Source organism: Halorientalis sp., assembly GCF_028275115.1.
GTDB lineage: Archaea > Halobacteriota > Halobacteria > Halobacteriales > Haloarculaceae > Halorientalis.
Genome location: NZ_JAQCNH010000055.1, coordinates 1 through 12,079, shown reverse-complemented (window position 1 = coordinate 12,079; position 12,079 = coordinate 1). Strand labels below are relative to the sequence as shown.

The window sequence follows — 12,079 nt, the reverse complement described above, 5'->3', positions numbered from 1 at the left end:
GCTGGCGCGAGTTCAGAGAGCCGATGCCTCCCGCTGCCCGACGCGCCGACACCGCGGCGCAGCCCACCGTTGACCTGCCGGGCCGCCCGGCACCGATCCAGGCCGAGATTCGCCCGATTCCAGTTTTGAACCCGCTGGCCGTCGCCGTCGCCGGACTGATATACGCGATCGCTCTCGCCGTCCTGGTGTCGCTGTGGTTGGGACTCGGACTGGTCCTGCCGCTTCCGTCGCCGCAGATATCGCTGCACACGGGACTGGTCCTCTGGCTCGCTGGGATCGGACTCGCGGTCGGCCGGGACGGAGCCCGGAAGGCCCGGATGTCCGTCACGGTCAGCCCGGGGTGGATCACTCGCTCGTTCGGGGCGCGTGCGGTGACGGTGCCGCGGGCGGAGGTCGAACGGGTGCGGATTCGGACGACACTCGCCGACCGACTCGCCGGGACCCGCACCGTCGACGTGTACGGCGCAGACGGACACAGACTCCGAATCCCGCGCGTTCCTGCCGCGGGGGCCGTCGAGGGGGAACTCGTCGTATACACAGAGTCCGCGACCCGCGGTCGGCCGACGTGACGCGACCGTGAGAGCCAAGCCCTGGGGGATACAGATGGCAACTATGGACGCAGTCATCGCCGGTCCCGACGAACACGACCTCGGAGCGGCACTGTCGGCAGCGGGTTTCTCTGTCACGCGAGCCGCGGGCACCGCGAACCGCCCGGCGCTGGAGGAAGCGGGGATTCACGACGCGGACCTGTTCGTCATCACCGACGCCGCGCTGGCGACTGCGATTCCAGTCGCGACCGACCTCACCGCCGACCTCAGAATCATCGCGTACACCTCCGATTCACTCCCCGAGTTCGTGAAAGGACAGGCGCACATGGCTCTGGACCCTGCGCTGTTCGATCCCGAAGACGTAGCCGAGGAGGCCGCCAACGGCGGGGAGTGACTACAGCGAGTCGACCAGTCGGTCGAACGCTTCGCGGCCACGCCGCTCGAAGGGGGTGCCGTGGCCCATCGCCGCGACCGAGAACCCGGGTGCACGGTCGGCCAGGTCCCGGACGCTCTCCGCGACGGCGTCGGTGTCGTAGCTCATGAGCCACGGCGAGGCGCGCAGTTGCCCGCCGGACTCCGTGACGAGGTCGCCGAGGAAGGCGGCGTCGAGAGTATCGCTGACGTAGGTGACGTGGCCGGGCGTGTGGCCGGGCGTGTGATAGGCAGTGAAACTCCCGACCGCCTCGCCGTCCGCGACGGTTTCGACCGAAACGGGCGGGGATTTCAGGAACGGACCCAGCGCGTTCTGGAGCGCACCCTTGTGATTCGAGAGCGGCGGGCGCTTCTTTCCGGTCAGGTATGGTTCGTCGGCCGCGCCGACGTAGACGGTCGCGTCGATGCCACGGAGGCGGCCGAGACCGCCGACGTGGTCGAAGTCGTAGTGTGTCAGCAGCACTCGATCCACGTCCTGCAGAGAGTAGCCCGCCCGACCGACGCCGAGGACGAGGTTGCGTCCGTCCCACGGGTTGCCCGCGTCGACCAACGTGACCGCCCCGTCGTCGACGAGGTAGGCGTTCACCCCGCGCAGGTCGTACCACCAGATGTCGTCCCCGAGTTCGGTTACCATCGCCGCAGTCTGGGGGCGCCAGTGGCTAAAAGCCATGCTAATCGACAGTCCTGCGGGGCCGTGCCTTGGCGAAACGGCGATTTTAGCCGAATCGTGGCGGCTGTGGACGCGCCGGCAGTCCGGTTCGAGTCGGGGGCGGCAGCGTTCGACGACGGTCCCGCCAGCGCCGACAGCGAAGCCGGTGTCGCCGCGGACGACAGTCGGAAAAAAGGGGACACCGGTCCGGGAACGACGCCGGACCCGAACGGCGAGTCACCGACGGAACCGCTAAGTCCGGTCCGGCCGACACTCCGGATACGATGCTGGACCGACTGCCCGACCTTGACCCCGACGCAGACGAGGTGCTCGACGACGAACTGGCCGTCAGCGACGACGTGCTCGTGAAAGTCTTTGCCCTGGGACCGGGGGCGGAACTGGACCCACACGTTCACGACGGGGCCGCAAACGTGTTCCACGTGCTCGACGGGACGGTGACCGTCGTGCAGGGCGACACCGAGGAGACGATTACTGCCCCCGGCGTGGTGTTCAACGAACGGGGCCAGTCACACGGTGCGCGAAACGGGACCGACGACGTGGTGATCCTGACGGCGAGTCTCTGCCCGCTCCCCGGGTGAGACGCCCGAACGGCGTGGCCGGCCGCCGACGACCGACGACGGGAGGCCCCGGACACCGCCGGTCCCGTACCGGGCCCTCGAACCGGCCGGGACCTGGAACGCTCGCGGCGGCACCGAGACCGGTGTGACCGGACCAGTTGCTGCCCGAGGTGGCCGTCCCGGTTCAGTCCCGCTGGGCGAGGCCGGCGAGGTGTGGGGCCTGTTCGAGAACGATCTCTTCGGTGCCGAGTCGGGTCGCGTTCTCGCTGCCCGGGAGGCAGAACACGACGGCGCCGTCGACGACGCCGGCGGTGGCGCGAGTCCCGACCACTTTGGTTCCGATCTCCTCGTGTGAGAGGAGTCTGAACAACTCACCGAAGCCGGGCAGCTCCTTGTCGAACAGCGGGCGAACGGCCTCGATGGTCACGTCGTCGGGTGTGACACCGGTACCACCGCTGGTGACGACGGCGTCCACATCGCTGCGACCGACGAACGCGTCGATGGTGTTTTGCACGCCGTCGTAATCGTCTCGAATCACGTCTCTGACGACGACCTCGTGGCCCGCGCCGGTCAGCGTGGATTCGATGGTATCGCCTGCGGGGTCGTTCTCCCGCGTCCGTGAGGACGAGACCGTCACGACGGCCACACCGAGGGACTCGGGGTCGTGTTCGTGATGATCGTGGTCGTGGTCGTGGTCGTGGTCGTGGGAGTGACCGTCGTCGTGGTCCTCGTCGTGTCCGCCCCCGTCGTCCGTGCCGACCGCCTCAGCCTCGTCGTCGGCCTCGTCTTCGTCGTCCTCGCTCGGCGAGCGTCGTGTGTCGCGTGACTGGAAGTCGACCATACCGATTGTTCCGGTCGCGCCACCTAAACACTCCCGCCCGCCGCCCCGCGCCAGTCCGGTCGACGTCCCGACAGGGTGTGCGGAGCCGCCGTGGTGAGCGCCAACAGTCCAATATGTGCCGATGGAGAAAATATTAATAATAATGGATACTGATGGGGTAGATAATGACACGGTATCACTTCGTCTGTCACGACTGCGAGGCGGAGGCGATCGTGCCGGACCGCGAGTCGGCAGCGGGTCGGCGGGACGACCACGTCTCACGGACGGGGCACGAGGCGAGTTTCGCGGCGTTCGTCGCCGCCTCCGACGGCGCATAGCTGAAAGCGTGGCCAGTCGTCAACGTTTTGCACCCGCCGGCCAAGCAGATTGATATGCAGGCAGTCAAATTTTCCGAACACGGCAACACCGACGTTATCGAATACGGCGAGTTCTCCGACCCAGAGCCGGCCAGCGACGAAGTCCTCGTGGACGTGAAGGCAGCGGCGCTCAATCACCTCGATGTCTGGACCCGGCGTGGGCTCCCGGGAATCGACCTGCAGATGCCACATATCCCCGGCAGCGACGCGGCCGGCGTCGTCACCGACGTGGGCACGGACGTGGACCGGTTCGCGGTGGGCGACCACGTTGCCGTCTCGGCCGGTGTCTCCTGTGGCTCGTGTGAGTTCTGTCGCGACGGCGAGCCGACGATGTGTGCGGACTTCCACATCCTCGGCGAACACGTCCGCGGCGTCCACGCAGAGCAGGCGGCCGTGCCCGCCGACAACCTCGTCCCGGTCCCGGAGCACGTCGACTGGGAGGTGGCCGGTTCGGCCTCGCTGGTCTTCCAGACCGCCTGGCGGATGCTGGTGACACGGGGAGACCTCCAGCCCGGTGAGACGGTACTGGTGCTGGGGGCCAGCGGTGGCGTCGGCCACGCGGCTCTCCAGATCGCGAAGTACGTCGGTGCGGAAGTGTACGCGACCGCCAGCAGCGATCAAAAACTCGAGTACGCACGCGAACTCGGCGCGGACGAAGTGATCAACTACGAGCAGGACGACTTCGACGACGTCATCCGCGACATCACGGGCTACCGTGGCGTCGACATGGTGGTCGACCACATCGGGGCCGCCACCTGGAGCAAATCGCTGGCCAGCCTCGCGAAGGGCGGCCGGCTGGTGACCTGCGGGGCGACGACGGGACCCAATCCCGAGACGGACGTGAACCGCATCTTCTGGAACCAACTCGAAGTTATCGGTTCGACGATGGGCACGCCCGGCGAAGTCGACGACGTCCTAGAACTGGTCTGGGACGGCGAGTTCGAGCCTCGCGTCCGGGACACCCTGCCGATGAGCGAGACGAGCCGCGCTCACGAGATGCTCCAGGACCGGGAAGGGTTCGGCAAGGTCGTCGTCCGGCCAGACAGCGAGCTGTGAGCGACGACAGCTACGTCCACGAACCGGGTGCCGTTGAGGGAAGCGACGGCGATACCGACGACGGTGTGGAATCGGCCGAGGTCTACCCACGGAACACCGTCGGCGACGTGGACGAAGAGTTCGACTGGCATGGCTGGCTGCTGGTCGCCGCCGTCGTCGTCGCATTCCTAGTCGTCCCGGGTGCGCTGTACCTGCTGCCTGCGGCCCGCGGGAGCGTCGCCGCGCTCGGACTGGGCTGGCGAAACACATACCTCGTCCTGCCGCTGGTCCCGGCGCTCGTGCTGGGCGCGCTCGCAGTCTGGTCGGCGGTCCAGTCTCGGTCGGGGTAAGCCTGATTTCAGTTTTGATACCGACGAGGGAACCCTTATTCTGGGGGTTTACGTTGTACTGCTAACACGCGATGCAAATTCAGTACACGCCCTACGCTGCGCCCGTGTTCCTGTCGGCAATCGTAGGGCTCGGAGTCGGCGCGTTCGCGCTCCAGCATCGTGACCGCCCGGGTGCGACGTCGCTGGCCGTGTTCATGATCGGTGCGAGCCTCTGGTCGTTCGTGGAGGGAATGAACCTCACGGCGGCGACGCTGGCGACGAAGCTCCTCTGGACTCGCGTCGGATTCGTGCTTACCTGTGTGATCCCACTCGCGTGGCTGGCGCTGGTGCTTGAGTACACTGGCAACGACGAGTTACTCACGCTACGGGTGCTCGCGCTCCTGTTGATTGAACCGGTTGTCATCGTCGGCGTGGTCCTGCTTCGGCCGGCGCTTCTGTGGACGGAGACGTCGCTCATCGAGACCGCTGGCTTCGCCGCGTTCAGCGCGACACACGGGGTCCTGTTCGACGTCCACGTCATCTACTCGTACCTGCTGATACTGCTCGGTGGGGCCCTGTTGTTGCGTATTATTCTCTTGGCGGAGGGCGTCTACCGGATACAGGCTACCGCGCTGCTGATCGCGATGTTCATTCCGCTCGTCGCAAACGCGTTGTTCGTGTTTCAGTACCTCCCGCCGGGCGTCGATCCGACGACCGTCGGGTTCCTGCTTAGTGGGCTCATCGTCGCCGGTACGATCCTGCGCGGCCAGTTGCTGGAACTCGTCCCGGTCGCGCGACGCCTCGCGCGCGACGAGATTCTGGAGAATATGGCCGATCGCGTGATCGTGCTGGACGACAACCAGCAGGTCGCGGACATCAATCCCGCGGCCGCGGAACTGTTCGACAGGACGGAAGCCGCCGTCATCGGGGCGCAACTCGAGACGGTCCTTCCGGCGCTCGCCGACCTGCTGGAGGAATGCGCCGAAACCAGTGTTCAGACGGAACTCGCACTGGAGAGCGACGGGGGAGTCCGGTATTACAACGTCCGGATATCGCCGCTCAATCGGGCCCACGGTGTGGTTGCCGGCGTGTTGATCAGTCTCCGTGACGTGACCAGCAAACGCCAGCAGCGCCAGCGACTCGAGGTCCTCAACCGCCTCCTCAGACACAACCTCCGCAACGAGATGAACGTCGTCGCTGGTAACGCTGAACTCGTCGAACGGCAACTGGCCGACCCGAACCTCCGCGAGCGCCTCGATCTGATCGCGGAGACGGCGACCCGGATTACCGATCAAAGCGACAAGGTGGGGCAGGTCTCACGAACGTTCGACGAAGACGGGACGGCAACGGTCGACCTCGGGGAGACGGTCACGAGAGAGGTTTGCGACGCTCGCAACCGCTACCCGTCGGCGGCGATCGCCGCCGAGCTGCCGGACGACGTGGACACCGAAACCGACCCCGCCATCGCTATCGCACTCGATGAACTTCTCACCAACGCTGTCGAACACAGCGACACCGACGAGCCGGCGGTAACCGTCCGGGTTCGCGAGGGCGACGGCTTCTCGGCGGTCGAAGTCGCCGACGACGGACCGGGTATCGACCCGCACGAACTGTCCGTCCTCGAAGAGGGCGAGGAGACGGCGCTCAAACACGGGAGCGGCGTCGGGCTCTGGGTCGTTTCCTGGACCGTCGAGCAGTTTGGCGGTCGCCTGCAGTTCGAGAACGGCGACCGCGGCTGTACCGTCACGGCGTGGTTGCCCGACGCCAGCGAGACGGCGGAGCAGGACACCGACCAGTCCGATGCGATGGCCAAAATCAGACGGGCGATGGACGCAACCGAGAACCGGTTCTCGGCAGACGACTGAGCCACTCCCCTTCCACACCGCTCGCTGGTCCGTCGACCACGCTCCGTGTCGGTCGCCAGCAGCGGCCGACGACGGAGAAATTCTTTCTACCGCCTGTATCTGCAATAAAGTACCGTCGATATCCGGGAGAATTAACAAATATGATACAATTGAAAACGGGGTTGTAGTGGCGACGATACGGGGACGATTTCCGGGTGGATCGGTCGCAACCGCGTCGTGAGGGGGTATCCGGTTGCAACGTTCGCTCGCTGACACTGCGCGACATCGCAGGGGGGTTTGGGACCTGTCTTCCATCCTGACGCCGCGTCGCCACCGAGAATCAATCTCATATATGAATACAGGACAACGGATCCGCGACGTGGGGAGTTCCGTGGCGCTCGCGACGGTCGTCGTGATCGGTGTTTTCGCGATCGGCACGGCACCAGTGGTAGCGACAGGCGACCAGGCAAATATCGCACAGGACTTCGGGTTCGACGACGGTGGCGACTCGGGCTTCGATTTCGGAGGTAACGACAACGAATCCGACGGCGACGGCCCCGAGTTCGACTTCGGTGACGACGACGACGGACCCGAGTTCGACTTTGGTGACGACGACGACGGCCCCGAGTTCGACTTCGGTGACGACGACGACGGCCCCGAGTTCGATTTCGGTGACGATGACGGCGATGACGGCGACGGCAACGAGTCCGATTTCGGCGACGACGACGGCGATGACGGCGACGGCAACGAGTCCGACGGCGGCACCGAACCGGCCGCGCCCGTGGACTTCCAGCTCTCCGGTGTCTCCGACGACGGGCCGGTGACAGCAGGCGACACGCTCGACCTGACCGCGACCGTCGAGAACGTCGGCGACCAGCAGGGGAGCCAAACAGTCTCGCTGTCGGTCGACGGGGTCGAGCGCGACAGCCAGTCGCTGACCCTGGCCGGCGGGGAGAGCCAGCAGGTGACGCTGTCGTGGGAGACAGCCGCAGGCGACGCGGGTAATTACACTGCCACGGTCGAGACGGCCAACGACTCGGCTGGGACGAGCGTCTCGGTGACCGAACAGCCCAACCCCGCGAACTTCGCGGTCTCACAGGTCTCGAACACCGGCCCGGTGATGGCCGGTGACTCCGTCGAGGTGACCGCGACGGTCACGAACACGGGTGACCAGCAGGGGACACAGACCGTCTCCCTCGGCGTTGGCGGGAGCGTCGACGAGCGCGTCGACAGCCAATCGCTGACGCTGGCCGGTGGGGAGAGTCAGCAGGTGACGCTGTCCTGGCAGACCCGGGCCGGCCAGACGGGCGATTTTTCCCTGTCGGTCGTGAGCGCCGACGACTCGACGTCGACCACCGCCACGGTCGAGGCCCAGTCCGACCCCGCGAACTTCCGGCTGTCGAGTACCAGTAGCAACTCGCCGGTGGTAGCAGGCAACGCCGTCGAGGTAACGACGACCCTCACGAACACCGGTGACCTCGAGGGCACCCAGACGGTCTCGCTGTCGGTCGGTGGGGTCGAACGCGCGAGCCAGTCGGTGACGCTGGCAGGCGGTGCGAGCCAGCAGGTGACGCTGTCGTGGGGGACGGCCGCAGGTGACGTGGGTGAATACACCGCGACGGTCGCGACGGCCAACGACACCGGCACGACCGGTGTGACAGTCGAGGAACAGCCGGACCCGGCGAACCTCCAGGTCTCGAGCATCGAGTCGAACTCGCCGGTGACGGAGGGTGAGACGCTGACGGTCGACGCGACCGTCGAGAACACGGGCGATCTGGAGGGCACGCAGACGGTGAGTCTCGGCGTCAACGGTGTCGCCGAAGACAGCCAGCAGGTGACGCTGGCCGGCGGCGCCAGTCAGACGGTTACGCTGTCGTGGCAGACAACCACGGGCGAGACGGGGACCTTCCAGACCTCGGTCACCAGCGCCAACGACACTGTGTCGACGGACGTGACCGTCGAGGCACAGCCCGACCCGGCCACCTTCGCGCTGTCAGGCGTCTCCAGCAACTCGCCGGTGACGGCGGGCGACACCGTCGAAGTGACCGCCACAGTCGAGAACACGGGTGACCTCGAGGGCACCCAGACGATCCAGCTGACCGACGGGAGCGCGGCGCTGGACTCTCAGGACGTCACGCTGGCGGGCGGTGCGAGCCAGCAGGTGACGCTGTCGTGGACGACCCAGAGCGGGGACGCTGGTGAGTACGACCTGACGCTCCGTAGTGACGACGACACCGCGACGGCGACCGTCTCGGTGACCGAACAGCCCAACCCCGCGAACTTCGCGGTCTCAGAGGTTTCCGAACCCGGATCGGTGACTGCCGGCGGCACCGTCGAGGTGACGGCGACGGTCACGAACACGGGTGACCAGCAGGGGACCCAGACCGTGTACCTGACCGTCGGCGGTGACGTCGACGACCGGATAGACAACCGGGAACTCACGCTGGCGGGCGGTGCGAGCCAGCAGGTGACGCTGTCCTGGCGGACTCAGGCCGGCCAGACGGGCGATTACGGCCTGTTCCTTGTGAGCGCAAACGATTCGGCCCAGACGAGCGTGACCGTCGAGGCACAGCCCGACCTGGCCAACCTCACCGTCTCGGGCACCAGCAGCAACTCGCCGGTGACGGCGGGCGACACCGTCGAGGTAACGACGACCCTCACGAACACGGGTGACCTCGAGGGCACCCAGACGGTCTCGCTGTCGGTCGGCGGGACCGAACGCGCGAGCCAGTCGCTGACGCTGGCCGGTGGAGAGAGCCAGCAGGTGACGCTGTCGTGGGGGACGGCCGCGGGCGACGCGGGCGAGTACACCGCAACGGTCGCGACCACTAACGACACCGACTCGACGGGCGTGACGGTCGAGGAACAGCCCGACTCGGCGAACTTCACAATCACGGGAACCAGTAGTGACTCGCCGGTGACCGAAGCGGAGACACTGACGGTCGACGCGACCGTCCGAAACGACGGCGACCTGCAGGGATCACAGACGGTCGACCTGACGGTCGCCAACACGGTCCGTGACAGCCGGACTGTCCAGTTGGCCGGCGGTGCGAGCACGACGGTCTCGCTGTCGTGGACGACCGCGAGCGGTGACGCGGGCGACTACACCGCGACGGTCGAGACGGCCAACGACAGCGAGACGACGCCCGTCACGGTTGAGTCGGCGACGATCCAGCCGACCAGCTTCGATGGCGTCGCGGAGGACGGGTACGTCGAGATTAACGGCTCCAGCGGACAGCGATTCGACCTGCAGCCGTGCCCCGACGGACAGCCGCTCAACAACACCTACCAGTGTCTGAGCGTCGACGCCACGGTCGACGGTGACTCGTGGTCCGCCGCGCCGTCGGACGTGACGTTCCCGAACCAGACGGCAGAGGGTCCCTTCGGCGGCCAACTCACAATCGTCGTGACGACGCCGAACGGCCTCTCGGGGACGATCGACCCCGAAACCGGTCGGGCGACGGTCAACGGAACGCTCCAAATCAGAGTCCCAGGGCTCGGCGCTGGCTGTGGAACGAGTTTCGTCGTGAACGCGACGACCGGAACGAGTGGTGGACTCACCGGGACGCCGCTCAGCGTCAACGGCACGACTGCCAGAGCCACCATCGTCGACGGCTCGTTCAGCGTGCCCGGTGCGTCGGGTTGTGGCACGTTCCTCAACGACGCGCTCAACGGTCAGGTCGGTATCCCGAGTCCGTCCGGTCAGAACGAACTCTCGCTCGACCTCTACCTGGACCTCCAGGAAGCGAGCTGAACAGGCAGCTAACCGAACACTGAATTTTTTCGGCCGCTCACCAGTCGATTACCTGCCGGTCTCGCCAGAACTGCCCACGAGGGCCATCGGGTTTGAACCGCGCGAGCCACGCTGGTGTGTCCGCCCCCTCCTCGGGGCTGCGCTCGGCGTTCGGGCCGCCCATGTCCGTCCGGGTCCAGCCGGGACAGGCGGCGTTTGCGATGAGGCCCTGGTCGCCGTACTCCGCGTCGAGATACGCAGTCAGGGCGTTCAGGCCGGACTTCGAGATTCGGTAGGCGGGCATCCCGCGGCCGGCGTCACTCCGGAGCGCTGCTAAGGCAGAGGAGACGTTGACGACGCGGCTGCCGTCGCGCCAGAGCAGGAGCGGCAGGGCGTACTTCGTGAGCAGAAGCGGGCCGCGGAGGTTGGTGGCGAGCGTCTCTTCGATTACCTTCGTCGGCATCTCCGCGAGGGCCGATCGGCTGTCCATCACACCGGCGTTGTTGACGAGGATGTCGAGACGTCCCTTCTCGTCGTCGATGCGGTTGACGGCCTCGACGACGGCGTCCTCGTCGACGAGGTCGAGTTCCAGCGGAAGCAACTCCGTACCAGTCACGTCCCCGAGATTTCGGGCGCCCGCGTACACCGTGGCCCCGCGGTCGGAGAGGTCCGCAGCGATGGCTGCCCCGATGCCGCGGGTCGCGCCAGTGACGAGTGCGACCTGCCCACCTAGTGAGTTGTACGTCTCGACCGCCACGTCCACTAAATCGACAGCTACCGTCAAAAAGTCGACCCGCCAGTTACCAGCAGTGAAAACTCTCTCACCAGCTTTCCACTGCCGTCTCGCGGTTTTGTTCCATCACTAGCTGGGTAAATTTCTTACTGACTGAAGAGAAATATTATATGTGTGGAACGAGCTATGGACATCTGGGGGTAGCGGAATGCAAACCTTGCAAGCAAATCGTAAGTTACTGTACTCAGCCGGGTTGACGGCACTACTTATCGCTATTGTGGCGATGGGGATGGTGGCGGTGCAACCCGCAGCGGCGACAGGCGTATCGACACAGACGACAGACCAAGCGGAATTCGGAAACGTTACTACGGAGGTAACGAAAGAGACCCTCTTTACGGGGAAAGTTTCCAAAGTACAAGTCACATTCACCGCTCCTGAGGGGGAGACGGTGGAGGTCAACGTCGCGGGCGATACCGAGACCGTGACGGCCACCGGATCGGAGCAGAGCGTGACCGAGCGCGTCGGAGCGTTCTTCTTCTTCGGTGAACAGTACCCGGTCGACGTGTCGGTGTCCATCGGAGGCGGCGAGACGGTCGAGGGGACAATCAACGAGGACGACGGCGTGGTTACGCTCAAGTCCGTGGGCGCTCCCGACCCATCGCCGACGGCGGACTTCCAGGTGTCGAACCTGCAGGCACCCGCCGAGGCGACCGTCAACGATACGATCACCGTGTCGGCTGACGTCCAGAACGACGGCGGTGCAGAGGGCACCCAGTCCGTCAAGTTCGGCGTGGACACGGACGGTGACGGCTCGCTGGAGACGCTCGCCTCCCAGAGCGAGACGCTGGCCAGCGGGGCCAGCACGACGGTGACGTTCAACGTGGACACGACCGGCCTGGCGGCGGACACCTACACGCACGGTGTCTCCACCGCCAACGATACGGCTACGGCCCAGATCACGCTGAACCCACCGGCGACGCCGCCGAACTTCCAGGTGTCGA

Annotated in this window: 12 protein-coding genes; 9 read left to right on the top strand and 3 right to left on the bottom strand. The window is 66.1% G+C overall.

What is annotated here, in order from left to right; all coding sequences use genetic code 11:
- Positions 1 to 23 precede the first annotated feature (23 nt).
- Both Q0964_RS08165 and Q0964_RS08160 read left to right on the top strand, forming a co-directional pair.
- Complete coding sequence (locus Q0964_RS08165) at positions 24 to 569, top strand: PH domain-containing protein (protein WP_299265791.1); 546 nt, start codon at positions 24 to 26, stop codon at positions 567 to 569.
- Positions 570 to 603: 34 nt separating this feature from the next.
- Positions 604 to 942: a DUF7126 family protein gene (locus Q0964_RS08160; RefSeq protein WP_349254448.1), complete on the top strand. Its 339-nt coding sequence runs from the start codon at positions 604 to 606 to the stop codon at positions 940 to 942.
- On the opposite strand, the gene Q0964_RS08155 is transcribed toward Q0964_RS08160, so the two are convergent.
- Positions 943 to 1,614: an MBL fold metallo-hydrolase gene (locus tag Q0964_RS08155; protein WP_299265788.1), complete on the bottom strand. Its 672-nt coding sequence runs from the start codon at positions 1,612 to 1,614 to the stop codon at positions 943 to 945. It abuts the gene before it with no gap.
- Positions 1,615 to 1,913: 299 nt separating this feature from the next.
- On the opposite strand from Q0964_RS08155, the gene Q0964_RS08150 reads away from it, so the two are divergent.
- Positions 1,914 to 2,228 (top strand): cupin domain-containing protein, encoded by a 315-nt coding sequence (locus Q0964_RS08150; protein ID WP_299265785.1) that lies wholly within the window; start codon positions 1,914 to 1,916, stop codon positions 2,226 to 2,228.
- Between the two features lie 163 nt (positions 2,229 to 2,391).
- Here Q0964_RS08150 and Q0964_RS08145 read toward each other — a convergent pair whose 3' ends face one another.
- Positions 2,392 to 3,048: a MogA/MoaB family molybdenum cofactor biosynthesis protein gene (locus Q0964_RS08145; RefSeq protein ID WP_299265782.1), complete on the bottom strand. Its 657-nt coding sequence runs from the start codon at positions 3,046 to 3,048 to the stop codon at positions 2,392 to 2,394.
- Between the two features lie 164 nt (positions 3,049 to 3,212).
- On the opposite strand from Q0964_RS08145, the gene Q0964_RS08140 reads away from it, so the two are divergent.
- From Q0964_RS08140 to Q0964_RS08120, 5 genes are all read left to right on the top strand, one after another.
- Complete coding sequence (locus Q0964_RS08140) at positions 3,213 to 3,365, top strand: hypothetical protein (protein ID WP_299265779.1); 153 nt, start codon at positions 3,213 to 3,215, stop codon at positions 3,363 to 3,365.
- Positions 3,366 to 3,419: 54 nt separating this feature from the next.
- Positions 3,420 to 4,460, top strand: coding sequence for a zinc-binding dehydrogenase (locus tag Q0964_RS08135; RefSeq protein ID WP_299265777.1), 1,041 nt, complete (start codon positions 3,420 to 3,422; stop codon positions 4,458 to 4,460).
- Positions 4,457 to 4,789, top strand: coding sequence for a DUF7977 family protein (locus tag Q0964_RS08130; RefSeq protein WP_299265775.1), 333 nt, complete (start codon positions 4,457 to 4,459; stop codon positions 4,787 to 4,789). The genes Q0964_RS08135 and Q0964_RS08130 overlap by 4 nt, the downstream gene beginning before the upstream one ends.
- A gap of 71 nt (positions 4,790 to 4,860) precedes the next feature.
- Positions 4,861 to 6,633, top strand: coding sequence for a histidine kinase N-terminal 7TM domain-containing protein (locus tag Q0964_RS08125; RefSeq protein WP_299265772.1), 1,773 nt, complete (start codon positions 4,861 to 4,863; stop codon positions 6,631 to 6,633).
- A gap of 331 nt (positions 6,634 to 6,964) precedes the next feature.
- Complete coding sequence (locus Q0964_RS08120; protein ID WP_299265769.1) at positions 6,965 to 10,366, top strand: CARDB domain-containing protein; 3,402 nt, start codon at positions 6,965 to 6,967, stop codon at positions 10,364 to 10,366.
- Positions 10,367 to 10,403: 37 nt separating this feature from the next.
- On the opposite strand, the gene Q0964_RS08115 is transcribed toward Q0964_RS08120, so the two are convergent.
- On the bottom strand, positions 10,404 to 11,102 hold the full coding sequence (locus tag Q0964_RS08115; protein ID WP_299265767.1) for an SDR family NAD(P)-dependent oxidoreductase: 699 nt from the start codon (positions 11,100 to 11,102) through the stop codon (positions 10,404 to 10,406).
- Between the two features lie 424 nt (positions 11,103 to 11,526).
- Between Q0964_RS08115 and Q0964_RS08110 the strand changes: the two genes are divergently transcribed.
- The coding region (locus tag Q0964_RS08110; protein WP_299265764.1) for a CARDB domain-containing protein at positions 11,527 to 12,079 on the top strand (553 nt) is incomplete at its 3' end.

Coding starts and splice junctions, on each gene's coding strand:
- Q0964_RS08165 (WP_299265791.1), top strand. CDS start 24: ATGCCTCCCGCTGCCCGACGCGCCGACACCGCGGCGCAGCCCACCGTT.
- Q0964_RS08160 (WP_349254448.1), top strand. CDS start 604: ATGGCAACTATGGACGCAGTCATCGCCGGTCCCGACGAACACGACCTC.
- Q0964_RS08155 (WP_299265788.1), bottom strand. CDS start 1,614: ATGGTAACCGAACTCGGGGACGACATCTGGTGGTACGACCTGCGCGGG.
- Q0964_RS08150 (WP_299265785.1), top strand. CDS start 1,914: ATGCTGGACCGACTGCCCGACCTTGACCCCGACGCAGACGAGGTGCTC.
- Q0964_RS08145 (WP_299265782.1), bottom strand. CDS start 3,048: ATGGTCGACTTCCAGTCACGCGACACACGACGCTCGCCGAGCGAGGAC.
- Q0964_RS08140 (WP_299265779.1), top strand. CDS start 3,213: ATGACACGGTATCACTTCGTCTGTCACGACTGCGAGGCGGAGGCGATC.
- Q0964_RS08135 (WP_299265777.1), top strand. CDS start 3,420: ATGCAGGCAGTCAAATTTTCCGAACACGGCAACACCGACGTTATCGAA.
- Q0964_RS08125 (WP_299265772.1), top strand. CDS start 4,861: ATGCAAATTCAGTACACGCCCTACGCTGCGCCCGTGTTCCTGTCGGCA.
- Q0964_RS08120 (WP_299265769.1), top strand. CDS start 6,965: ATGAATACAGGACAACGGATCCGCGACGTGGGGAGTTCCGTGGCGCTC.